Origin of the sequence: Fredinandcohnia onubensis, assembly GCF_002734285.1 — a bacterium.
Taxonomy (GTDB): Bacteria; Bacillota; Bacilli; order Bacillales; family Bacillaceae_L; genus Ferdinandcohnia; species Ferdinandcohnia onubensis_A.
Window position 1 is genome coordinate 79,764 of the sequence record NZ_NSEA01000005.1, and the last position, 23,401, is coordinate 103,164.

Annotated in this window: 21 protein-coding genes; 17 read left to right on the plus strand and 4 right to left on the minus strand. The window is 35.7% G+C overall.

What is annotated here, in order from left to right; translation table 11 throughout:
- Positions 1–329: 329 nt before the first annotated feature.
- The 5 genes from CKJ95_RS06235 to fba all read left to right on the plus strand — a co-directional run bounded on the left by CKJ95_RS06235 (position 330) and on the right by fba (position 6,612).
- A complete protein-coding gene (locus CKJ95_RS06235; protein WP_099352538.1) occupies positions 330–1,805 on the plus strand; it encodes a CoA-acylating methylmalonate-semialdehyde dehydrogenase in 1,476 nt (491 codons plus the stop codon).
- 83 nt (positions 1,806–1,888) lie between these two features.
- On the plus strand, positions 1,889–2,707 hold the full coding sequence (gene iolB, locus CKJ95_RS06240) for a 5-deoxy-glucuronate isomerase (protein WP_099352539.1): 819 nt from the start codon (positions 1,889–1,891) through the stop codon (positions 2,705–2,707).
- A 21-nt stretch (positions 2,708–2,728) separates the two neighbouring features.
- Positions 2,729–3,727, plus strand: a complete 999-nt coding sequence (iolC, locus tag CKJ95_RS06245) for a 5-dehydro-2-deoxygluconokinase (RefSeq protein ID WP_099352540.1) — start codon at positions 2,729–2,731, stop codon at positions 3,725–3,727.
- A gap of 14 nt (positions 3,728–3,741) precedes the next feature.
- On the plus strand, positions 3,742–5,652 hold the full coding sequence (iolD, locus tag CKJ95_RS06250; protein WP_099352541.1) for a 3D-(3,5/4)-trihydroxycyclohexane-1,2-dione acylhydrolase (decyclizing): 1,911 nt from the start codon (positions 3,742–3,744) through the stop codon (positions 5,650–5,652).
- 120 nt (positions 5,653–5,772) lie between these two features.
- Positions 5,773–6,612: a class II fructose-1,6-bisphosphate aldolase gene (gene fba / locus CKJ95_RS06255; protein WP_099352698.1), complete on the plus strand. Its 840-nt coding sequence runs from the start codon at positions 5,773–5,775 to the stop codon at positions 6,610–6,612.
- Between the two features lie 297 nt (positions 6,613–6,909).
- Here the strand turns inward: fba and CKJ95_RS06260 are convergent, their stop codons facing one another.
- Together CKJ95_RS06260 and CKJ95_RS06265 are read right to left on the minus strand one after the other, a co-directional pair.
- Positions 6,910–8,652 (minus strand): sensor histidine kinase, encoded by a 1,743-nt coding sequence (locus CKJ95_RS06260; protein ID WP_099352542.1) that lies wholly within the window; start codon positions 8,650–8,652, stop codon positions 6,910–6,912.
- 95 nt (positions 8,653–8,747) lie between these two features.
- On the minus strand, positions 8,748–10,208 hold the full coding sequence (locus CKJ95_RS06265) for a response regulator transcription factor (RefSeq protein ID WP_099352543.1): 1,461 nt from the start codon (positions 10,206–10,208) through the stop codon (positions 8,748–8,750).
- Positions 10,209–10,491: 283 nt separating this feature from the next.
- Between CKJ95_RS06265 and CKJ95_RS06270 the strand changes: the two genes are divergently transcribed.
- From CKJ95_RS06270 to CKJ95_RS23655, 9 genes are all read left to right on the plus strand, one after another.
- A complete protein-coding gene (locus CKJ95_RS06270) occupies positions 10,492–11,736 on the plus strand; it encodes an ABC transporter substrate-binding protein (protein WP_099352544.1) in 1,245 nt (414 codons plus the stop codon).
- A gap of 86 nt (positions 11,737–11,822) precedes the next feature.
- A complete protein-coding gene (locus CKJ95_RS06275; protein WP_099352545.1) occupies positions 11,823–12,764 on the plus strand; it encodes a carbohydrate ABC transporter permease in 942 nt (313 codons plus the stop codon).
- Between the two features lie 11 nt (positions 12,765–12,775).
- Entirely contained in the window at positions 12,776–13,588 is an 813-nt protein-coding gene (locus CKJ95_RS06280; protein ID WP_099352546.1) for a carbohydrate ABC transporter permease, read from the plus strand.
- A gap of 35 nt (positions 13,589–13,623) precedes the next feature.
- Positions 13,624–15,624, plus strand: coding sequence for an alpha-amylase family protein (locus tag CKJ95_RS06285; protein ID WP_099352547.1), 2,001 nt, complete (start codon positions 13,624–13,626; stop codon positions 15,622–15,624).
- A 272-nt stretch (positions 15,625–15,896) separates the two neighbouring features.
- A complete protein-coding gene (locus CKJ95_RS06290; protein WP_180271426.1) occupies positions 15,897–17,108 on the plus strand; it encodes an ABC transporter substrate-binding protein in 1,212 nt (403 codons plus the stop codon).
- A gap of 408 nt (positions 17,109–17,516) precedes the next feature.
- On the plus strand, positions 17,517–17,720 hold the full coding sequence (locus tag CKJ95_RS06295) for a hypothetical protein (RefSeq protein WP_099352549.1): 204 nt from the start codon (positions 17,517–17,519) through the stop codon (positions 17,718–17,720).
- Between the two features lie 38 nt (positions 17,721–17,758).
- Positions 17,759–18,670: a myo-inosose-2 dehydratase gene (gene iolE, locus CKJ95_RS06300; RefSeq protein WP_099352550.1), complete on the plus strand. Its 912-nt coding sequence runs from the start codon at positions 17,759–17,761 to the stop codon at positions 18,668–18,670.
- Between the two features lie 74 nt (positions 18,671–18,744).
- Positions 18,745–19,797: a Gfo/Idh/MocA family protein gene (locus CKJ95_RS06305; RefSeq protein WP_099352551.1), complete on the plus strand. Its 1,053-nt coding sequence runs from the start codon at positions 18,745–18,747 to the stop codon at positions 19,795–19,797.
- A 167-nt stretch (positions 19,798–19,964) separates the two neighbouring features.
- Positions 19,965–20,090 carry a sugar phosphate isomerase/epimerase gene (locus tag CKJ95_RS23655; RefSeq protein WP_218962742.1) on the plus strand — a complete coding sequence of 42 codons (126 nt, stop codon included), beginning with the start codon at positions 19,965–19,967 and terminating at the stop codon, positions 20,088–20,090.
- A gap of 179 nt (positions 20,091–20,269) precedes the next feature.
- On the opposite strand, the gene CKJ95_RS06310 is transcribed toward CKJ95_RS23655, so the two are convergent.
- Both CKJ95_RS06310 and CKJ95_RS06320 read right to left on the minus strand, forming a co-directional pair.
- Positions 20,270–21,034 (minus strand): DeoR/GlpR family DNA-binding transcription regulator, encoded by a 765-nt coding sequence (locus CKJ95_RS06310; RefSeq protein ID WP_099352552.1) that lies wholly within the window; start codon positions 21,032–21,034, stop codon positions 20,270–20,272.
- A 323-nt stretch (positions 21,035–21,357) separates the two neighbouring features.
- Positions 21,358–22,368 (minus strand): LacI family DNA-binding transcriptional regulator, encoded by a 1,011-nt coding sequence (locus tag CKJ95_RS06320; protein WP_099352554.1) that lies wholly within the window; start codon positions 22,366–22,368, stop codon positions 21,358–21,360.
- A gap of 220 nt (positions 22,369–22,588) precedes the next feature.
- On the opposite strand from CKJ95_RS06320, the gene CKJ95_RS06325 reads away from it, so the two are divergent.
- The 3 genes from CKJ95_RS06325 to CKJ95_RS24060 are packed head-to-tail and all read left to right on the plus strand — an operon-like array spanning position 22,589 to position 23,401.
- Positions 22,589–23,107: an amidohydrolase family protein gene (locus tag CKJ95_RS06325; RefSeq protein ID WP_099352555.1), complete on the plus strand. Its 519-nt coding sequence runs from the start codon at positions 22,589–22,591 to the stop codon at positions 23,105–23,107.
- Positions 23,095–23,283: an amidohydrolase family protein gene (locus CKJ95_RS06330; RefSeq protein WP_099352556.1), complete on the plus strand. Its 189-nt coding sequence runs from the start codon at positions 23,095–23,097 to the stop codon at positions 23,281–23,283. The genes CKJ95_RS06325 and CKJ95_RS06330 overlap by 13 nt, the downstream gene beginning before the upstream one ends.
- The gene (locus tag CKJ95_RS24060) at positions 23,240–23,401 is read left to right on the plus strand and encodes an amidohydrolase family protein (protein WP_373604837.1); all 162 of its coding nucleotides are present in this window, start codon (positions 23,240–23,242) and stop codon (positions 23,399–23,401) included. The genes CKJ95_RS06330 and CKJ95_RS24060 overlap by 44 nt, the downstream gene beginning before the upstream one ends.

The window sequence follows — 23,401 nt, forward strand, 5'->3', positions numbered from 1 at the left end:
CTTTTAGGACAGCCCCTTTTGATGCTATAGATTGATTCTCATTCTGGTATGGAATCAATCAAGAAATAGATATTTATTATGAGTAGACTTTAGTTGTGTCCATTATGTAAAAAAACATCCAACAGTTAGACAAAAAGAAGAAAAAAGGTTGACTGAAAGCGTTTTTGCTATTAAGATTTAATCAAAGATAACCAAAATTTAACCAAAACATAATAAAAATTATACATAGAACATTAAAGTTAGTTGGTTATCGTTCTATAAGTATATCTTGATACGATTCAAGAAAAGTATTACACAATTAAGATTTAATACTTAAGGAGGAAATAAAAATGGCTGAAATAGCAGTGAGTGTTAAAAAACTTAAAAACTATATTAATGGAGAGTGGATTGACAGCAAGACGACTCAATACGAGAATGTATACAACCCAGCTACAAAGGAAGTCATTGCTCAGGTTCCGATCTCAACAAAAGAGGACCTTGATTATGCAGTAGAAGTGGCTGCGAAGGCATTTGGGGAGTGGAAAGATACCCCTGTTCAGAAGCGTGGAAGAATTCTATTTAAATTCCAACAGTTGTTACAAGAAAATAAAGAAGAGTTAGCTCGAATTATTACGATTGAAAATGGTAAAAACCTTACGGAGGCATTAGGTGAAGTAGGACGAGGAATCGAAAATGTTGAGTTTGCAGCAGGAGCACCTACCCTAATGATGGGAGATTCATTAACTACAATTGCAAAAGACGTTGAAATAACAAACTACCGTTATCCAATCGGGGTTGTTGGAGGAATTACACCATTCAACTTCCCAATGATGGTACCTTGTTGGATGTTCCCTGTGGCAATTGCTGTAGGTAATACTTTTATCTTGAAGCCCTCCGAAAGAACTCCGTTGTTACCGCAAAAATTGGCAGAGCTATTAGAAGAGGCTGGTCTTCCTAAAGGCGTATTTAATATCGTTCATGGAGCACACGATGTGGTAAACGGACTTCTTGATCATACACAAGTGAAAGCTATATCATTCGTTGGTTCACAGCCAGTTGGTGAATATGTTTACAAACGTGGGAGTGAAAATCTTAAACGTGTTCAAGCGTTAACAGGTGCTAAGAATCACTCAATCGTTTTAAATGATGCCGATTTAGATCATGCGGCATCAAATGTAATCGCTTCAGCATTTGGCTCTGCAGGCGAACGATGCATGGCTTGCTCTGTGGTAACAGTAGAAGAAGGCATTGCTGATCGTTTCCTTGAAATATTAATCGAAAAAGCAAAAGAAGTAGAAATTGGAAACGGTCTTGATGAGGATGTGTTCCTAGGTCCAGTTATTCGCGAACAGAACCATCAACGTACATTAGGCTATATCCAAAAAGGTATCGATGAAGGAGCGAAATTAGTTTGTGATGGCCGTGAAAAACAACCGAAGGAAGGATATTTTGTTGGACCGACTATTTTTGACGATGTAACAACTGATATGCAAATCTGGAAGGATGAAATTTTCGCTCCAGTATTATCAATTGTTCGTGTGAAAAATCTAAAAGTAGCAGTTGAAACAGCCAATAAATCTGAATTTGCAAATGGCGCTTGTATTTATACATCAAATGCTTCGTCGATTCGTTACTTCCGTGAAAATATTGATGCGGGTATGTTAGGTATTAATCTAGGTGTACCAGCACCAATGGCATTTTTTCCATTTTCTGGGTGGAAGTCTTCGTTCTATGGAACATTACCTGCTAACGGAAAAGATGGCGTTGAGTTCTACACTCGCAAGAAAGTAGTAACTGCAAACTACAAAGAACCATCATTTGAATAAAATTTGAACCTAAGCTATTATCCTAGCAAATTTGATTGTAGGGATAATTACTATTTATAGAGATTACCAAGGGGTTGAAAACTGTGAGTAAATTACTCCGAAAAGAAAGAGTAATAGAAATATCATCAGGTGTTAGGGTTGTCCATGAAATATCAAGTGTAAATTCGTCATTAGAATATGTTGCCATGAAAGTAATCGATTTAGCTCCAAAAGCAAGCTATAAAGAAGTACTTGGAAAGGTAGAATGCTGCGTTGTTGCCTTAACAGGAAAAGTAAATATTTCAGACCAGCAAGAAACATTTGAAAATATCGGCACAAGAAAAAGCGTTTTCGAAAAGAAACCCACTGACAGTGTCTATATTTCAAATGACAGCAGTTTTTCTGTTGAAGCAGTAACAGAAGCACGGATTATCCTTTGCTATTCTCCATCTAATAAACAATTGCCAACAAGACTGATTAAAGCCGAGGAAAATAGCATAGAACATAGAGGGAAATATAATAATAGACGACTAGTACACAATATTTTACCTGATTCTAATCCATCTGCAAATAGTTTACTAGTGGTAGAGGTGTTTACAGAAAGCGGAAACTGGTCAAGCTATCCACCACATAAACATGATCAAGATGACCTACCTCATGAGTCATTTTTGGAAGAAACGTACTACCATGAAATAAATCCAAGACAAGGATTTATTTTCCAACGTGTGTATACGGATGACCGTTCAATCGATGAAACGATGGCGGTCGAAAACGGAGATGTTGTAATAGTTCCAGGAGGCTATCATCCTGTTGCGGTACCTGATGGATATGAATCCTATTATTTAAACATCATGGCAGGACCGACTAGAATTTGGAAATTCCATAATGAACCTGCTCATGAATGGATATTAGAACGAAAATAAAGTAAGAGGTGTGCGAAAGATATGAAAATTGAATTTCATTCAGATAGAGAATTTGACATTATTGCGATTGGTCGTGCTTGCATCGATTTAAATGCTGTAGAATATAACCGTCCAATGGAAGAAACAATGACTTTTAAAAAATACGTCGGTGGTTCTCCGGCAAACATTTCAATAGGAACTTCTAAATTAGGCTTAAAAGCAGGTTTTATTGGTAAGCTAGCAGATGACCAGCATGGACGTTTTATTAGACAATATATGGCTGGTGTAGGTGTAGATACCTCCAATTTGGTTATAGACCAAAAAGGGCATAAAACGGGATTAGCGTTTACAGAAATTAAAAGCCCAGAAGAGTGTAGCATCTTAATGTACCGTGATGAAGTCGCAGACCTTTACTTAGATCCTTCAGAAGTAAGTGAAGACTACATTAGACAATCAAAAATCTTATTAGTTTCCGGAACAGCTCTTGCAAAAAGCCCGTCTCGTGAAGCCGTATTAAAAGCAGTACAGTTGGCAAAGAAGCATGACGTGAAGGTGATCTTTGAATTAGACTACCGTGGTTATACTTGGTCATCTATAGAAGAAACATCCGTTTATTATACAATAGTTGCCCAGCAGGCCGATATAGTCGTTGGTACACGTGATGAATATGATGTAATGGAGAAAGTGGAAACAGGTAACAATAAAGCAACAATCACCGCTTTATTCAAACATTCTCCAGAATTAGTAGTCATTAAACACGGTGTAGAAGGCTCATATGCATATACGAAATCAGGAGAAGTATTTAGAGGATATGCTTACATGACAAAAGTATTAAAAACTTTTGGTGCAGGCGACTCCTACGCATCAGCTTTTCTTTACGCATTAATTAACGGAAAAGATATTGAAACAGCTCTTAAATATGGTAGTGCTTCTGCTGCAATTGTTGTAAGTAAGCACAGTTCTTCCGAAGCAATGCCAACAGTAGAAGAAATTGAGCAATTAATTGCTGACCGCTCTAAAGAAGTAGTGACAAATCAGTAAGAGGTGAAAAGGTTATGGAGAAAATTAGATTAACCACGGCGCAAGCATTAATCAAATTTTTATATCAACAATATATCCATGTTGACGGTCAGGAATTCCCATTCGTTGAAGGTGTTTTTAATGTGTTTGGACACGGAAACGTTTTGGGTGTCGGTCAGGCACTTGAACAAGATTCAGGTCATTTAAAAGTCATTCAAGGGAAAAATGAACAGGGGATGGCACACGCTGCTATCGCCTATAGCAAACAAATGTTACGTCAGAAAATATATGCTGTTACAACTTCAGTTGGTCCAGGTTCAGCTAATCTAGTTGCAGCTGCGGGAACTGCATTAGCCAACAATATTCCTGTATTGTTTATTCCGGGTGATACATTTGCAACAAGACAGCCGGATCCAGTATTGCAACAGGTTGAACAAGAGTACAGTTTGGCAGTTTCTACAAATGATGCATTAAAGCCTGTCTCAAGATATTGGGATCGTATTACTCGTCCTGAACAGTTAATGTCTAGTTTACTTCGTGCATTCGAGGTAATGACAGATCCAGGAAAAGCGGGTCCTGCAACCATATGTATTGCACAAGATGTTGAAGGGGAAGCGTTTGACTTTGAAGAAAGATTCTTTGAAAGACGTGTGCATTATTTAGACCGTAAAGCACCGGTAGAACGTGAACTACAAGGTGCTGCAGAGCTTATCAAAGCGAGCCAAAAACCTGTCATCCTTGTTGGAGGTGGCGCTAAATATTCAGGAGCACGTGACATTTTAGTGGCACTTTCAGAAAAGCATAATATTCCATTAGTAGAAACTCAAGCAGGAAAAGCAACTGTTGAGTCAACATTTAATAATAACCTAGGCGGAATTGGGGTAACTGGTACACTTGCAGCAAATAAAGTGGCTAGCCAGTCTGATTTAATAATTGGCATTGGAACAAGATATACAGACTTTACTACTTCTTCCAAAACGGCATTTAACTTTGAAAGCACAAAATTCCTAAATATAAATGTCAGCCGCATACAGGCTTATAAAATGGATGCATTTCAGGTGGTTGCAGATGCAAAGGTAACATTAGAACAATTGTCTCCACTGTTAGAAGGTTATGAAAGCGAATTTGGTTCAATTATTACAGACTTGAAAGAAGAGTGGATTGCTGAGCGTGAACGTTTAGGCAAAGTAACCTTTACACGTGAAAACTTCGTACCGGAGGTTAAAAACCATTTTTCACAAGAAATTTTGAACGAATATGCTGATACACTAAATACAGAACTGGCTCAAACTACTGCGTTAATAACGGTGAATGAGACTATTTCTCCAGACAGCACCATTATTACGTCCTCAGGATCACTTCCAGGTGATGTACAGCGAATTTGGAATCCAACTGTACATAACACGTACAATGTAGAATACGGTTATTCATGTATGGGTTATGAAGTTTCAGGTGCACTAGGGGTTAAATTAGCTGAGCCTGATAAAGAAGTTTATTCACTGGTCGGTGATGGTAGCTTCTTAATGATGCATTCTGAGTTAGTTACAGCCATTCAATACGGCCATAAAATTAACGTTGTTCTTTTTGACAATTCAGGATTTGGATGTATTAGTAACTTGCAAATAGAAAATGGTGGCGGTAGCTACTTCTGCGAATTTAGAACACATGATAACAAGATTTTAAATGTAGACTATGCAAAAGTAGCAGAAGGATATGGTGCGAAAACATATCGTGTTCATACAATTGAACAATTGAAAGAAGCGTTAGAAGATGCGAAGAAACAAGTAACATCTACTCTAATTGATATTAAAGTGCTTCCAAAAACAATGACAGTTGGTTATGACAGCTGGTGGAATGTGGGAGTGGCAGAAGTTTCAAATTGTGAAAATATACAAAAGGCATTTGAAAATAGACAGAAAAAGTTAGAATCAGCTAGACAATATTAATACAGGAATAAAAAGGAGGTTGGGGTTAGCACTCCCGCCTCCTAATCGACTAAAATCGTAATCAATAATCAAGAGAGGTGAAAAAAGTTGACAGCAAAACTATCATCAAGTTTAGTATCAATGAAAGAGATGCTGGGAAAGGCGAAAGAGGGAAAATATGCAGTTGGCGCATTTAACATAAACAACTTTCAATGGGTTGAAGCAATTTTGGAAGCTGCACAGGAAGAGCATGCCCCTGTAATAGTAGCATCATCTGATCGACTTGTAGATTATTTAGGCGGATTTAATACAATCGCAGCTATGGTTAATAGTATAGTAGAAACAAAGAATATTACTGTTCCAGTTGCATTGCATCTGGACCATGGCAGCACTGTCGAACGCTGTAAAGAAGCAATTGACGCAGGTTACACTTCCGTCATGATTGATAGATCCCATTTTCCAATTGATGAAAATATTGAAATGACTAAGCAGGTTACTGATTATGCAAAATTTCACGGAGTTTCAGTTGAAGGAGAAGTCGGAACCGTAGGCGGGAATGAAGACGGACTTATAGGCGGCATTCAATTTGCTGATCCAGGGGAATGTTTGCGTATCGTGAAAGAAACTGGTATTGATGCATTAGCAGCAGCCCTTGGTTCTGTTCATGGTCCATACCAAGGTGAGCCGAAGTTGGGATTTACTGAAATGAAGGAGATTTCCGAATTGACCAATGTACCGCTTGTTTTACATGGAGGTTCAGGTATCCCTGAACACCAAATTCAAAAGGCAATAGAATATGGTCATACTAAGATAAATGTAAATACAGAATGTTTGCTGGCATGGACAAAAGCCGTTCGTTCTATCCTGGATCAGGATAAAGAGATTTACGATGTAAGTGTAATACTTACCCATGGAAAAAAAGCTGTAAAACAAACAGTAAAGGCTAAAATTAGAGAATTCAAAACAAGTAATAGAGTGTAATAAAGGGGGATGTCTATCTATCCAATGGGACATCCTCTTTTCCTTATACTTTTGAAATATGATAGTTAATTAATTGAGAGGGATAATTATGCCAGAGGTGATCTGACTAAACAATCATGTCATCATTTTTGGGTCATCAAAAGAAGTATGGTCCAATTTATATACAAGTATTGACTGACTCGGCAAATTATGCAGCAGACCGCGGGTGGGGGCATTGAAAAGTATAAAATAGAAATAAACAATCCCCCAATTTTTGGAGGATCGTTTTCAACATAATAATAAAGACTATTTGTAACCCTATCTTAAGCAATTTAATGGAAGAGATATAATAATTTTAAACCATTTTCCTTCCTCACCATGGGCTTGAAGACCATATTCATTACCAAAATTTAATTTAATTCGTTGATTAACATTCAATAAACCAACATGATCTACATGTAGCTCATTGGAAGGAGGTCGAAGCAACCATATATTTAGCTTTTCTAATCTTTCAGGAGTTACCCCTATGCCGTTATCGAGAATGTGTATATGTAGTTTTCCCTCGTGGTCCTCAGAAGAAATGGTTATATTATTATTCGTATTGGGCTTTTGAAAGAATCCGTGTTTAAAACAATTTTCTACAATAGGCTGCAGTGAAAGTTTAGGAATATGGATTGACAATATTTCCTCAGGTAAATCGATGTTAATACTTATTTTTTCTGAATACTTTGCTTTCTGAATCTGAAGGAAAGCATCTAGATACATCAATTCTTCTTTAAGGGTAACCATCGTATCCTTTTTAAAGGCATATCTCATCATCCGAGATAATGACAATACGATCATTTGAACTTCCTTCTTTTTGCCCTTCAATGATAAAATGTCTACCGCTTCTAATGTATTATATAAAAAATGAGGATTGATTTGTGCTGATAGCGCTTTTATTTGCGCCTCCCGGTTTTTAATTTCCACATGATATACTTTATTTATTAAACTATCAATGCTTTCGACCATGTTATTCATTTGTTTTCCTAGTTCGCCAATTTCATCATTTGAATGGATAGATACTCGAGTTTTAAAATTTCCTTTTTCTACTTTTTTCATCGAAGCATGCAATTGCAAGAGTGGTTTAGTTACCCATTTAGAAATATAAACGGACAATAAAATCGATATAAGAATACTAATACTGACAAGTGTGATAGAGAATAGCCTTGTTTTTTTTAGTCCAGTGCTAAGTTGTTTTTCAGGTACAATTGATGCAATAATCCAACTGTTTTTATTGGATTTATAATAATTCACCAATTTTCTTTCATCATCACCATTAAAGTTAAAGGTCCCTTCACTATTCGTTTCTTTTAATAGCTTTGAAATGATAATGATATTTAATTGCTCAGGCTTGTTCGTATAAATAGTTCTGCCATTAGGTTTTAAAACCAAAAACATTCGGTTGTCATTTTGGATATTTCGAACTGAATCCAAGTTTGAAATTTTTAAATCAAGCCTTATCCATCCTAACGGTTCCGCAGTTTCGGGCTCAGTCACTAATCTCAGAAAGGAAATCGCTGAATCGTTTGTTGTTTTGTTGTTATTGAGGAGTATACCGTATTCTATTCTAGTGTCTGATGTTTGAAACCCTTTTAGCTTTGGATTTGGAACCGCAATTTCTGAAAGTTTATGGCTAATTTTATTTCCTTTCAAATCATAAATAAACAAATTTTCAATTTCTGTCCACGATAGTTTTGTATACGTAAATAAATGGGAGATATATTCCCGTAATTGTACTGATGAATTTTCATCTATTAAGCTATTGTTCTTTAACATATTGATTAGAAATGTTTCATCAGACAATTGTAGGCTAGCTTTTTCCATAAGGTCAATTTGGACATCGAAGCTGTTGCTCATTTGTTTTAAGGTTAATAAATTTGCTTTAGAAACTTCGTCGAAAATTGCAATCGAATCAAACCAGTAAGTAATCGTCGAATAAATAAGTAATAGAGCGACTATTAAACTAGCAAATATAATGGCAATTTTTCTTTGGAGTGAATTAAAAAGTATATATTTCAAAGTGACACCGCCATATTTTTAAGTAATATCATAATTTGTTTCATCACTTAATATAAGGGGTAAATCTATAAAAAAATGTTGAATATCTTAACCAATTATTTTTTTGTTACTTCCCTCTCTACCATTCTAAATTGAGAAGGAGTTAAATTCGAATATTTTCTGAATACCTGGCTGAAATACCTAACATCTTCATAGCCTACCAAGTTTGAGATTTCGCTGATTGTTATAGATTCATTTTTAAGTAGTTCTTTAGCTTTTTCCATCCTAATTGTTGTTAGTGTTTCAATAAACGTAACCCCAAGTTCTTGTTTAAATAATCGGGCAAGATAATTAGGGTGAATGTAGTAAGAGTCTGCATAGTCTTTCAAAGTTTTCTTAGTAGAGAATTCTAGCTGCATGTCATTTGTTACTCTTTCCAATATGTCTTTACCCGTTAAGGAATTTTGGTCTTTTCCTAACGTTTCTATTAAATTTAAACATTGATTGAAAAATAACTCTGGTGAATCAAAACTCTGAAGCCATTCAAGTAATACATTAGACTTGTGATATTTCCAAACATAGAGTTGAAATGCATTCTCCTTTTTATTTTGTGGAATGGTTTGATTTAAAATAAAGGTCAGTGCGTTTATGGATGTCTTTTTATCATTCGACGCCATCAAATTAGTCAGATTTGAGGTATAGCTTCGGTCTATTTCATCTCTATTAGTAATAGTAGAATCATCAGAAATACAGATATCTTTTATCGAGATGCTCCTTTTTTCCCCTAAGGTTAAATAAGATGGAATTAAAGAAAAAGCTTTTGTGATTAAAGAAGACAAATTATTTAGATCTCTAATATTCTCGAATGTGATACTGGTGACTGTTTGATAGTCAATTAATTTCATCAGTTTTGTAAGCAAATTTTTATCGGCAAACATAATAAAGAATTGAGGAATTCCGTACATCCATATTAGTAACTGTTCTTCTGACAATGCTTCCTCTATTTTCATTCGTATATTTATAAAGTTATGTGTGCTATATAAATTTCCTAATAGGACTACATGAATAGCAGTATCCTCTTTTACAAAACCCGCTAAATATTGCCTAGCTTCTTCACTTAATTCAGCGATATCTTCTTTATTTGAAATATGATGTGAGATTTGATCATGAAACTGTTCGTGTTCCTTTTTACGTTCCAAGAGGATTCGGTCACGTTCCTTTAGTAATACAGTATGAAGTTCATCGGGATTAATAGGTTTTAATAGATAATCGGATACCCCTAATTTAATAGCTTCTTTTACAAAAGCAAATTCATCAAAACCGCTAATAACAATAAACTTAGATGTAGGAACAAGTTCTTTTGTTTTTTTGATAAATCCAATTCCAGTTAACTTAGGCATCATGATATCTACTAAAAATAAGTCTATCTTTAAAACGGAGGAAGCGATCTTTTCGATAAGATCATTTCCGTCATCCCCTTCGTAAACGATTTCAAAACCGTACTCAGAAAAAGGAAATTTATATTTGATACCTTCACGAATTAACTCTTCATCATCCAAGATCCCAATCTTTATCATAAACGTATCCCCTTTATAATGATGTCTCTATAGCTAAGTAATATTTTATAAATATAGTATCAAGTCTAATTATACAGATAAATGTGAAAATTTTAAACATCAATGGTTTAAAATGTCACATTGTTGAAAAAATAAAAGTTTTGTAACATTTTACCTAGAGGATGTTTCGAATTAAAAAAGTAGTCTCTTACTATTTTTTATAGCAAGTTGTTAGCGCTAACAATTAAATTGCGAAACATTTAATCTTTTAAAATGAATTTTTAATAAAACAGGGGGGTACAAGATGAAAAAGAAATTATTAGTTGGTTTAATCATTAGCTGTCTTTTATTCGTAGTTGGTTGTGGCAGCAGTTCAGATTCTGCTTCATCAAAAGATTCTGGTAAAGTTCAACTTGAGTGGTTTATGTGGGCGAGTAATGATGCAGAAGTAAAGTCTTGGCAAGAGATGGCTGACAAAGTTAATGAGCAGTATCCTGATATTCAAGTAAACTTAAAGACGGCACCTTTTGCAGAGTATTGGAATAAGCTTCAAACACAGGTTGCTGGTGGTACAGCACCTGATATTATTTCAATGCAAAGTATGCGCTTACAAAGCTACGGTAGTGCCCTTGAACCACTGGATGAGTTTATCGAAAAAGACGACAATTTTAAACTAGATGATTTCAATAAAACGATTGTTGAGAATATGAAATATGATGGGAAACAAGCTGTACTGCCTTATGATTATGGGGCAATCATTATGTACTATAATAAAGACTTATTTAAAAAACATAATGTTCCTGAACCTAAACCAGGCTGGACATGGGATGAGTTTCAAGAAACAGCAAAAGCTCTTAGCAAAGACGGAGATTATGGTTTTATCGCAAATGCCTATCCAGATTTCTGGTTCCCGTTCCTTCTCTCAAATGGAGGACAGTACTTGGATGAAGGTAAATATAAAATCAATGTTCCTGAAAACGTTAAAACAATTCAAAGTTTAGTAGATATGGTCGGGAGTAAGACATCACCTGAGATGGTGGCGACGAACAATGGAAGCTGGTCTATGGAACAGTGGTTAAAAGGTAATGTTGGAATGGTAGCCGATGGACCATGGGATACATTATGGTATAACGACGCAGCCAATTTCGAATTTGGTATTGCAACCATTCCAGTTGGTGACAAAGATTCAGTTAGTGTATCTGCAGGTTCTGGATTTGCGATTAGTAAAGACAGTGATCATAAAGAAGAAGCATACAAAGCGATTACAGCTTTGACAAACCTTGAAGCACAAAAAACCCTTGCTTCAACAGGCCGTGCTTACCCAGCACGTATGGCTGCACTTGAAGATTACTTTAGTCAAGTACCAGCAGAGTTTAAGCCGGTCTTAGAATACCAAGATCAGCATACTGTACCATATGAAATTACGGATACATGGAATCAAGCTAGTGATATTTTAACAAAAGGGTTGATACCACTTCTGAATGGAGAGAAATCACCTAAGGAAGGTTTAGATGAAATTCAAAAGCAGCTTGAAAGTATCGAAAAATAAACGGTAGTAAACCTTGATTGGCTAATAGAATATCCTTCATTCTTTTAGCCAATCTCACAATTTTTATCAACAAGGAGGGAGATTGAATGAACCTATCATACGTAGAAAATGAAAAAAAGGCAGCTACCGTTAAAAAAACAAAACGCTCCCGAAAAACAAGTGATTCTCGTGCAGCAATATTCTTTTTGCTTCCTAACCTTACTGGTTTTTTAGTATTTACATTAATCCCAATTATTGCAACATTCCTACTTAGTTTGTTTGAATGGTCCCTAATATCTGAACCGAAGTTTGTAGGTTTTCATAACTATGTTCGTTTATTTACACAAAATCCAGACTTTGGGCAGGTAATTTTTAATACTCTATTCTATGTAATTGTATATGTCTTATTAAATTTGGTTGTCTCACTTGGCTTTGCTACCTGGCTGAGTCAAAAAATCAAAGGTATAAAAATATATCGTGCATTATTATTTTTACCAGTCCTTGTTTCACCTGTTGCGATTGCAATGGTATGGCAATGGATGTTTGAACCCCAAAATGGGTTATTGAATTGGGCATTTCAGTTGGTAGGACTTCAAGGTCCTAACTGGCTTGGAGATACAAAATGGGCAATGATTTCTTTAATCATCATGTGCGTTTGGCAAAATTTTGGCTACAATATGATTATTTATTTAGCAGCTATGCAAGGTGTGTCACCCTCTGTTTTAGAAGCAGCTTCAATCGATGGTGCTGGGCCAATTGTTCGATTCTTTAGAATAACTCTGCCGGCTATCAGCCCAGCGATATTTTTTGGAACTGTAATGACTTTAATAAATGCATTCCAAATCTTCGACCAAGCATATGTACTAACAAATGGTGGGCCAGGTAATTCTACAGAAGTCCTAGGGCTATATATTTATAAAAATGCATTTCAATGGTTCAAGATGGGAGATGCAGCTGCGCTTGCTGTTATAATGTTTGGCTTTATTTTATTAGTTACAATTATCCAGTTGGTGCTGCAGAAGAAGTGGGTTCATTATGAGACTAAGTAAGGAGGTATGAAATGAGACCCCTATCAATACTAAATCGATCAACATTGACTCTGGTATGTATTCTGGTATTTATTCCGTTTTTATGGATGGTAGTTACATCGTTAAAACCGGATGACGAGGTATTATCAATGGATTGGATTGGTTCCCGTTTAGCATGGGAGAATTACCCAAGGGCGTTGGAATTTTTCCCTTTTGGTACATTCTTTCTTAATAGTTTGATTGTTGCAGTTGTCGGAACATTTTTGGTTCTTCTGACATCAAGTTTAGCGGGATACGCTTTCTCCAGGCTTAGATTTAAAGGAAGGGATAAAATATTTGGGGCTTATTTGATTACGTTAATGGTTCCGCAACAGGTAATAGTAGTTCCGCTCTTTTTATTAATGAAAGAATTTGGATGGGTTAATAGCTATTGGGCTTTAATTATTCCATCTGCATTTACAGCTTTTGGTACTTTTTTATTGCGGCAATTTTACCTAACCATCCCATATGAAGTGGATGAGGCCGCTCGAATTGATGGATGCAGCCATTTCGGCGTCTATTGGAGGATTCTTCTCCCATTGATTAAACCAGGATTAGCCACTTTGACTGTATTTACTTTTATAGGGTACTGGAATGCATTCTTATGGCCTCTAATTATAACTAATGACGAGATATTATATACGCTACCGCTCGGATTGCAAATGTTTCATGGTCAGTATTCAACTCAATGGAACTTACTGATGGCAGCGTCAACATTGACTACATTACCATCGTTTATTGTTTATTTGATTGCACAACGATACATTGTCGAAGGTATCTCAACGTCTGGTTTAGGCGGTAGATAAAAATTTATTATATATAAATCAGGAGGATTTTCCATATGTGCCAATATGAATTACGTTTTAGACAAATCCATTTAGATTTTCACACAAGTCCTTATATACCAGGAATTGGATCTGAATTTAATCCAGAAGAATTTGCAGATGTACTTGAAAAAGCAAAGGTGAATTCGATTACTTGTTTTGCAAGATGTCACCATGGGCACCTATATTATGACTCCACACTGTTTCCGGAGATCATACACCCTCATCTTACCAATGAAAACTTACTAAAAGAACAAATTGAGGCCTGTCACAAAAGAAATATCCGTGTGCCTATTTACATCACAGTACAATGGGATGATTACATTTCAAAAAAATACCCAGAATGGCTTGCGCGTGATGTAAACGGAGAGCCCATTTATCATCCAGAACCCAACAAAGATAAAGGGTTTTACAGTCATTTATGTGTGAACAGTCCTTATATAGATTATCTAAAAGCGCAGACACAAGAAGTGTTAGATTCTCTTCCAGTGGACGGATTATTTTTTGATATTGTCAATCCATTAGAATGCTCCTGCGATAACTGCAGAAATGGAATGGAAAAAGAAGGCTTAAACCCAAATAGTAGGGAAGATCGAATCTCATATGGGCAAAAAGTGATTGATCAATTCAAATTAGATCTCACTGCGTTTATTCGAGAAAGTAATAAAGAATGTTCTATTTTTTATAATAGAGGTCATATCACAACTGCACACCGCTCAGTAAGGGATGCCTATACTCATTTTGAATTGGAGTCACTACCAGGTGGTGAATGGGGGTATCAACATTTCCCGATAACAGCACGATACGCTAGAAATCTAGGTTTAGATTCACTAGGGATGACCGGAAAGTTCCACACAACCTGGGGTGACTTCCACTCCTTCAAAAATAAAGCTGCTTTAGAATATGAATGCTTCCGCTCCTTAGCATTGAATTTAAAAAGTATGGTAGGGGATCAATTGAATCCAAATGGGAAGATATCACAGCCTGTTTACGATCTTATTGGGTCCGTTTATTCCCAGATTGAAGCGAAAGAGCCATGGTGTAAAAATGCGGTACATTTAGTTGAGATTGGTGTCTTTACACCTGAAGAGTATTTAGATAGGCAAAGTCTTGGTGGACTGCCTCCTGCTATTATGGGAATTACAAGAATGCTAGAAGAAGGCGGGCATCAATTTGATATAATAGATTCACAAAGTGATTTGGAAAAATATAAAGTATTAGTTTTACCTGATACTATTCCTGTAAACGAACAATTAGAAAATAAACTAGAACATTATCTGGAAAATGGCGGAAAGCTTATTGCTAGCTACCAATCCGGACTACAACCAGATCACAAAAAATTTGCGCTGTCATCACTAGGTGTAGAACTAGTCGGTGAAGCTCCATTTAGTCCAGATTTCTTGGTTCCAAGAGGAACATTAGGGAAGGGTCTTCCTGAGACAGAACATGTTATGTATCAAAAGGGATTGCAGGTTCGAGTTTTGGAAGGTACGGAGGTATTGGTAGAAACTAAAGTTCCTTATTTCAATCGGACAGAGGAACAATTTTGTTCTCATCTCCATACTCCATCATCAGAGGAAACAGGTTATCCAGGTGTTGTTAGAAAGGGATCAAGTATTTACTTTATGCACCCAATTTTTAGCCAGTACAATCAATATGCACCTCACTGGTGTAAACAGCTCTTTTTAAATGCCTTAGAACAACTTCTACCGGAGCCTCTGATTAAACATAACGGTCCGTCAACAATGCAGGTCACAATAAATGAGCAGGAAAATAATGGGGTAATTCATTTGCTTCATTATATCCCAGAACGCCGTTCAGAAAAGCTTGATATCGTGGAGGATGTCATCCCACTTTATCAAATCGATCTATCTGTCCACCTTCCAAAGAAAATAACAGGTATCCGTTGTGTACCTGAAAATATTTCATTGAATTTCACTGAGAAAGATGGCAGGATCAACTTTAGCGTTCCGAAGATTGAAGGGCATCAAATGATCGAACTTCAATATGGTGAATAAGCATATGCTTTCACTAAGAAACATTGTGTAGGGGCATCTATCTAATAGATGCCCAACAGTATATACATGTTATTAAAAAAATGAATTTGGCCTGAATATAGAGTATTATAGAATGTGCTTGATAATTCCTATGATAGATTGAAAAATGAAAAGCCTATGAGAATTGCGAGGAGATGTAGATGAAAAGGAACATAATATTCATTTGTATTGTATGTATGTTATTTATATCCGGTTGCTCCTCACAATTTTTTTTATTTAATGACGATAGAAGTATGTCTAATAATGATCAAAAGGATAACGAGTTAGTGATCTCAGCACTTCCATCTACTGCTGTTCGACTTGAGGCTGACGGAAAGGCATTTATGGCTGAACATCCAGAGGTGAAAATAAAAATTAATGAATATGAAGAGAGTATCTATAAAGAACAGGCACCGAAGTTGTTTATTTCATCTGAAAAACCAGATATCGCTTGGTATTGGAATGAACGTAATTATGAAGAAATTGTGGAATCAGGGGCGCTTGTTCAACTTGATTCATTATATAAGGACGAGGGTTGGACTAAAGTACTTGAGCCTAATACATTAAAGCGGTACACCTCCAAAGACGGACACAAATATTCTGTCAATACGAATATTGTTTGGACACCGGTTATTTTTTACAACAAACAAGCTTTCCTCGAAGCAGGGGTAAAGGTGCCAGAAACGTTTGATGAGTTATTTGCGATGGCTATACAGTTAAAAAACAAGGGTTATATTCCGCTTATTTCAGCAATTGGAGAACCTGCAGTCAGGGGACATATCTTCGATGCCCTTATACAACGTACCCTTACTCAAAAGCAATTTAACGAATTAATTCTTCATCATGATGACAACGATAAACTCTATCAAAGTAAAGAGATACTCTCCACATGGAAAATGATGCGTCGAATGGCAAACGAATTAATGCCAGAAAACTTTGACACGGTTACAGAGGAAGAAGCGCGGGCGTTGTTTGTGCAAGGTAAAGCAGCGATGTACTCAACTATTTCTATGCAGGCTGGATTTTTGGAGGAACAATTACCGGAAAATTTTAACATTGGTTTTTTTTATTACCCATCTGTTAAAAAAAACATCAAACCTAAAGTACAGTTATATACAGGGGATGCGCTTATGGTTATAAAAGGAACTGGAAAAGAAGAGCTTGCTAAAAAGTTCGTTGCTTTTGTTATGAGCTATGAACGTCAAAAGGCGTTGGCTGCACAACGAATGACTTTTCCGTCCAGAACAGATATTAAGAATGAGGATCTGGATCAGTATGGTGAATTGTATTCAAACATGTATCGAGAAATGAATAAGTTGGGAACAACACAACTATGGGATGATAGTGTTCCGACAGAAGTAGCAAATAAAAGTTTTCAACTTCACCTAGAAGTGATGACAGATAAAAAAGAACCAATAGAGGCAGGAAAAGAGCTTCAAGACATATATGATAAAGTAACCAAATAGACTTTGGGATTGCAAAGGGGAGCTTTGTATGGCTGTTTTAAATATCTATTAAAAAGGAATCGGGAAATGTTTTTCTCGATTTTTTTATTATATTAAATAGGATCTATAAATTTTGTTGAGGTTTAACCAAAATTTGGTATGCGAAAAAAATACACAAACTCTTTATTCTATTTTTACTTGAATTGTCGAGTAACAAGCGAAGCGCAGTAGACTAAACCCGAACAGTTATTTAGAACTTAAAAATTAAGTGATTTATTGACTTTGAAAATAATACATTATAATATTTGAATATACATCACCAAAATATTACCAAAACATAATAAAATTATACGCATCGAAGCTAGAGGATTTTTTTATTCAATCAAATATTAGGATTTTTTGTGAGTATAATGAAAACGCTTTTAAACAATGGGTGATGGTAAGTTTGGAGAATTATTTGTTATTCGCTTCTATGGAATTGACTCAATCTCAGTTACTTGTACAAAAGAAGAGCATCAGCCAGAAGTTGGAGGATGTAACGGCTTGCAAAATACAAAAGTGGCAATCACATGCCAGAAATCTGTTGTACAAACGAAGTTATTGAACTTGTTGATGGGGAAGGTAATGGCTTAATTAGTAGACAATAGAAAATACTGAGGGGAAGAGATATTATGGAAAATTTTAAAAATATAAAACTCGGGTGCGCTCCAATCGCTTGGACAAATGATGATATGCCAGAGTTAGGAATGGAGAATACATTTGAGCAATGCATTAGTGAAATGGCATTAGCTGGTTATGCAGGAACAGAAATTGGCAACAAATATCCTAGAGATCCGGATACATTAAAAAGATATTTAGAGCCTAGAAATCTCCAAGTCGCAAGTGCTTGGTTCAGCGCTTTCTTAACAATCAAACCTTTTGAAGAAACAAAGCAGTCATTTATTTTACATCGTGATTTCTTGCATGCAATGGGTGCAAAGGTGATTGTTGTTTCTGAACAAGGTCATAGCATTCAAGGACAAAAGGAAACCCCTTTATTTGAAGAAAAACCAGTTTATACAGATATGGAATGGGATTTATTTACTTCGGGCTTGGAAGCATTAGGTGTACTAGCGCAAGAAAAAGGTATGGAAATTGTTTATCATCATCACATGGGAACAGGTGTCCAAACTACAGCAGAAATTGAGCGCTTAATGGAAAATACTGAGGCCAATAAAGTATCCTTACTGTTTGACACTGGTCATCTTGTCTTTTCAGGAGAAAATCCATTAGAAGTTTTCAATAAATATCAATCCCGCATCAAGCATATTCATTTTAAGGATATTCGCAAACAAGTGGCGAAGGAAATTATGGAACAGAAAGATAGTTTCTTAACAGCGGTAAAAAAAGGCGTTTTTACGGTTCCTGGCGATGGTATAATAGACTTCAGACCTATAATGGATGCTATTATTGAAAGTGGATATGAAGGATGGATTGTAGTTGAGGCAGAGCAGGACCCGGCTAAAGCAAATCCATTTGAATATGCGCTTCGGGCAAAAAAATATATTGATAAAGTTATGTTAAAAAAGGAATTCGTTAAGTAAATCATATTTTATATATATCCAATACTATTAAAAGAATAAAAGATATCATATAAGTAGATAGGAGGAAATGTTTTATGACTTTAAGATTTGGTGTAGTAGGAACAGGTGCAATTGGTCGTGAGCATATTAATAGAATTACAAATAAATTATCAAATGGAAAAATTGTAGCAGTAACAGATGTAAATCAAGAATCAGCTAAACAAACAGTTGATGATTATCAATTGGATGCGTTTATTTATCCGGATGATCAATCTCTTATTGCAGATCCAAATGTGGATGGGGTCATTGTAACTAGCTGGGGGCCAGCCCATGAGTCTACAGTGTTAGCCGCAATTGAAGCTGGTAAATATGTATTCTGTGAAAAACCACTTGCTACTACGGCTGAAGGCTGCATGAGAATTGTCGAAGCTGAAATGAAGCATAGCAAAAAACTGGTACAAGTTGGTTTTATGCGACGTTATGACAGTGGATATGTTCAATTAAAGCAGGCAATTGATGAGGGATTCATTGGTGAACCGTTAATCATTCACGCAGCCCATCGCAACCAATCAGTTGCTGCTCGCTATACGACAGATATGGCAGTTGTCGATACACTTATCCACGAAATTGATGTTCTACATTGGTTAGTTAATGATGATTATAAAACGGTACAGGTAGTTTTTCCGGCGAAAACTAAAAATGCATTAGAGCATTTACGTGACCCGCAAGTGTTCATCATCGAAACAAAAGGTGGTATTGTAATTAATGTTGAAGTATTTGTGAACTGCAAGTATGGTTATGATATTCAATGTGAGGTTGTTGGTGAGGAGGGTATTGTCAGATTACCTGAACCATCCAGCATCAGCTACCGCAAAGATGCCACATTAGGGACCAAGATTTTAACAGATTGGAAGGACCGGTTTATCCAAGCATATGATGTGGAGCTTCAAGACTTTATCGATTCAATTCTAAAAAATGGTGAACTTACAGGGCCTGATTCTTGGGACGGCTATATAGCAGCAGTTACAGCAGATGCGTGTGTGAAGGCGCAGCAAACAGGTGAACGAGAAGTGATCACACTTCCAGATAGACCGGCATTTTATAGCAAAACCGGAGTTTGTTTGACAGTTGAAAGTAATCCAAGATGACAACTCAGCTATTAGATGCTCATTAGCTATGAAATTATGTTTTAAGTAGGCTACTACTCTTTAAATCTCAAATAATCTTGTTAAGAATTTAAAATTATGTGAGAAACTTGGCTATTAAAAAGCGGTGTGCGAATTTTAATGGATTCTTTAACGGATGAAGATCGTGTATGGGTCTAGGAGTAGGCATAATTGATTTTGAAGGTATTCTCTCATTATTAAATGAGATTGGTTATTCTGGATATTACCAGTTGGATGCTGAGGAAACTATTAGGATAGCTAAGAGACTAGCTTAAAGGCTGCAGCAAATTATTGTCAATTTGAGTCAGTGAAGTGAAATATGTGGTTTAGGGATGGTTATATAAATGCGCCATCCCTTTCTTCATGGCTGTTTTTAGTCTTATGGCAGTTTAAAAAAATCGGGACATTCCAAAAGTGACTTTTTAAATAACTTTTCGAACAGCCCAGCTATAGTTTATTGAGCAACAACAATTTGAATGTTATTCTTTTTCGTGTATTCCTGGTAAGTTTCATTAGGTAACCGATCTGTGACGAGGTAATCAATTTTCTCTAATTGGCAATAGGTCATTAAACCATACCTATCAAACTTATCATGGTCAACTAATAAAAATACCTCGGAACTTCTGTTGATAATCGAAGTTTTTAATTCGGTTTCGAGTGGTGAAGCATTCGTGACACCGTTTGATAAGGAAACACCCGTTGATGCCATAAATGCCTTATTAATATTATAAGCATTTAATATGTCCAAATATTTTAAAAATCCAAATGAGTTAGTTCTTCTTTCGAGGACTCCTCCCGCAGTAATCACATTTAAATTTTCAAAAGGAATGGCACGTACAATAAAATCAAGACTATTCGTTATTACTGTAAGCTCTTTCTCTTTGATATAATCAATCATTTCTATTGTGGTTGTACCTGAATCGATAAAAATGATATCACCATTCTTAACGAAATCCGCTGCAGTTCTCCCTATATTTTCCTTTTCCTTTTGATTGCGAATTTGACGGTCATTAAAAGATTCTAATTTTGCACGTTTATCTTCATTAATAGCAACCCCACCGTAAACCTTTTTAAAATCTCCTTTTTCAACAAGTTCTTGAACATCACGACGAATCGTATTTTTTGACACTTTAAACACTTCCATTAATTCATCTAGAGATACTGATTTGTGTTTAATAATATATTCCTCAATTTTGTTAATCCGCTTGTCCTTGATCATTCCTATTCACCCTTTGTGTCTAAATAAAATCATTTGGATGGTGCGATTTTCAATGTTTCATTATATTATTATATTATCAAAAAATAATCAAAACTTCATCATCTCGTATAGTTTTTTTGGCCTTGAATTTTAGAAGTAAAGTTTTTCCAATATGACAGAAAATAGTGATAAATAAGGGTGCACCTTCAATCCCAAAATTAGTAGACGGTGAATTCATTAATATTTTTTCGCTTTCCGAGGAAACGGTAAATAACATACAATGGCCTCTGCGATGCAATTGTCCTAAAAAGCTATTTTTTTCAATGACTTTTCTGATAGCCTCACTATAATTCTTTCGTAGACTTCCTTATAAAGATTTCGGATGGAAGAACAATCTTTCTTGTTTCTTTTGGTCCCTTTTTTTCAATTCTTTCAATTAAAAGTTGTGTTCCTAGATAACCAAATTCATAAGCTGGTTGAGCTGCTAAAGTTAAGAATGGTCTGTAGTCAGGAATTGGGTCGGGGTCGTCAAAGCAGACCAACGAAATATCCTCAGGAACCTGCAAATTTTTCTCATTTAAAATTTTTATGATGTCAATCGCAATGAAGTTGTTTCCGGCAAAGATAGCAGTTGGTCTTTCAGATTTTGGAAGTGCTAAAATGTTATCAATTACGTCTTTTGCATCGTTTTGCTTAAAAGATATATTGAATAATAACTTTTCATTTATAGGAATCCCATGAATTTTTAATGTTTCTTTAAATGATTGCTCCCTCGATTGGGATGTTGATATATTCGTTGGACCATTTATTAATGCAATTTTTGAATGGCCAAACTCAATTAAATGCGATACTAGTCTCCTTGTTCCCTCATAGTTATCTCCAAGTACAATGTCACACTCAATTTCCTTCACATGTCTATCAATTAAAACAAAAGGAATCTTATGTTTGATAAGGGTTTTCAGGTTCTTTTTTGAATCATCTCCCGTCGGGGCAATTAAGACCCCATCGACACCAGATGAAAGCAACATTTCAATATATTCGGATTCCTTGACGAAATTTTCATCACTGTTACTTAATAGTAACCGATAACCCATTTGTTTTGCCTTGTCTTCTGCGCCCCTCGCAACCTTAGTAAAGAAAGGATTAGTAATATCCGTGATGAGCAATGACAGAATTTTTGAGTGCTTTAAGGTAAGGGTACGTGCAGCATTGTTAGGGATATAGTTCAGCTCTTTTATTACCTGCTCAACCTTTTTTTTTGTCTTTTCGCTGATATTCCCGGAATTGTTGATTACGCGGGATACTGTCATTGAAGATACATTTGCTTTTTTTGCTATATCATATATGGTTACCATTCGATTAATCCCTTCCTTTTAATTCCTATATTTTTACTATATTTGATAAAGATATTGACTTCAAGAAAATTTAGTGTTATTTTTTTGTTACCGGTAACAATAAACTAAATGTTTATTTTATTCAAATTATTCATAATGAAAAATGGAAAAGTAACATACATAACACATGATTGAAGGGGATTATCATAAAAATCATTGATTCGCATCAACTTTTTGGAAATTGGATCGTGGAGATTATGAGTGGTTAACAGAAGACCATGGAATCCTTTATCGGGATTATTTGCCAAAGGATCTTGAACCTTTTATGAAAAATCAATCCGTTCTAGGAACGGTCCTTGTTCAAGCAGCTCCAACCCTTGATGAAACTCTCTATCTATTATCCTTATATGATCAACATAAATGGATTTATGGAGTGGTAGGTTGGTTAGACTTAGCTTCTAATAATTTTAAAGAACAATTGCACTCTTTGTTGCAGAGAAAAGGAATTGTAGGATTGCGACCGATGCGACAAGACATCAAAGCAAGTGACTGGATCTTACAAGATCTAGTCATCGATAACTTGATAGAAATGGCTGAAGTAAACATACCTTTAGATCTATTAATTACAGAGCGCCATATTCCGTATGTAATTACTGCATTGGAAAAGGTTCCAGGTCTATCTGCTGTTATTGATCATATAGCCAAACCAAACATTGCAAAAGCTGAGATAACCAGTGGAAAGAAGATATGGCTCAATTAGCATCATTTCCAAATGTAAAATGTAAAATTTCTGGGTTAATGACAGAAGCGATGCCTTATTTATGGAAGGTGGAAGATTTTAAACCTTATATTCAACACGTTATCTATACATTTGCCCCATCACGCATTCTCTTTGGGAACGGATTGGCCTGTTTGTTTAACAGCTGGAAGCTATGATGATACTTTTGAAATCGTTAACAAATGCTTACCTGAAGGCTTAAGTACTTCAGAAAAAGAGCAGATTTTTTATTTGAATGCTTCACAATTTTATAAGTTAAGGGAAAGGAATGACTGA

Coding starts and splice junctions, on each gene's coding strand:
- CKJ95_RS06235 (WP_099352538.1), top strand. CDS start 330: ATGGCTGAAATAGCAGTGAGTGTTAAAAAACTTAAAAACTATATTAAT.
- CKJ95_RS06330 (WP_099352556.1), top strand. CDS start 23,095: ATGGCTCAATTAGCATCATTTCCAAATGTAAAATGTAAAATTTCTGGG.
- CKJ95_RS06265 (WP_099352543.1), bottom strand. CDS start 10,208: ATGATAAAGATTGGGATCTTGGATGATGAAGAGTTAATTCGTGAAGGT.
- iolC (WP_099352540.1), top strand. CDS start 2,729: ATGAAAATTGAATTTCATTCAGATAGAGAATTTGACATTATTGCGATT.
- CKJ95_RS06320 (WP_099352554.1), bottom strand. CDS start 22,368: ATGGTAACCATATATGATATAGCAAAAAAAGCAAATGTATCTTCAATG.
- fba (WP_099352698.1), top strand. CDS start 5,773: ATGAAAGAGATGCTGGGAAAGGCGAAAGAGGGAAAATATGCAGTTGGC.
- iolE (WP_099352550.1), top strand. CDS start 17,759: ATGGAAAATTTTAAAAATATAAAACTCGGGTGCGCTCCAATCGCTTGG.
- CKJ95_RS06290 (WP_180271426.1), top strand. CDS start 15,897: ATGTCTAATAATGATCAAAAGGATAACGAGTTAGTGATCTCAGCACTT.
- CKJ95_RS06305 (WP_099352551.1), top strand. CDS start 18,745: ATGACTTTAAGATTTGGTGTAGTAGGAACAGGTGCAATTGGTCGTGAG.
- CKJ95_RS06310 (WP_099352552.1), bottom strand. CDS start 21,034: ATGATCAAGGACAAGCGGATTAACAAAATTGAGGAATATATTATTAAA.
- iolD (WP_099352541.1), top strand. CDS start 3,742: ATGGAGAAAATTAGATTAACCACGGCGCAAGCATTAATCAAATTTTTA.
- CKJ95_RS06280 (WP_099352546.1), top strand. CDS start 12,776: ATGAGACCCCTATCAATACTAAATCGATCAACATTGACTCTGGTATGT.
- CKJ95_RS06295 (WP_099352549.1), top strand. CDS start 17,517: ATGGGTGATGGTAAGTTTGGAGAATTATTTGTTATTCGCTTCTATGGA.
- CKJ95_RS06270 (WP_099352544.1), top strand. CDS start 10,492: ATGAAAAAGAAATTATTAGTTGGTTTAATCATTAGCTGTCTTTTATTC.
- CKJ95_RS06275 (WP_099352545.1), top strand. CDS start 11,823: ATGAACCTATCATACGTAGAAAATGAAAAAAAGGCAGCTACCGTTAAA.
- CKJ95_RS06285 (WP_099352547.1), top strand. CDS start 13,624: ATGTGCCAATATGAATTACGTTTTAGACAAATCCATTTAGATTTTCAC.
- CKJ95_RS23655 (WP_218962742.1), top strand. CDS start 19,965: ATGGGTCTAGGAGTAGGCATAATTGATTTTGAAGGTATTCTCTCATTA.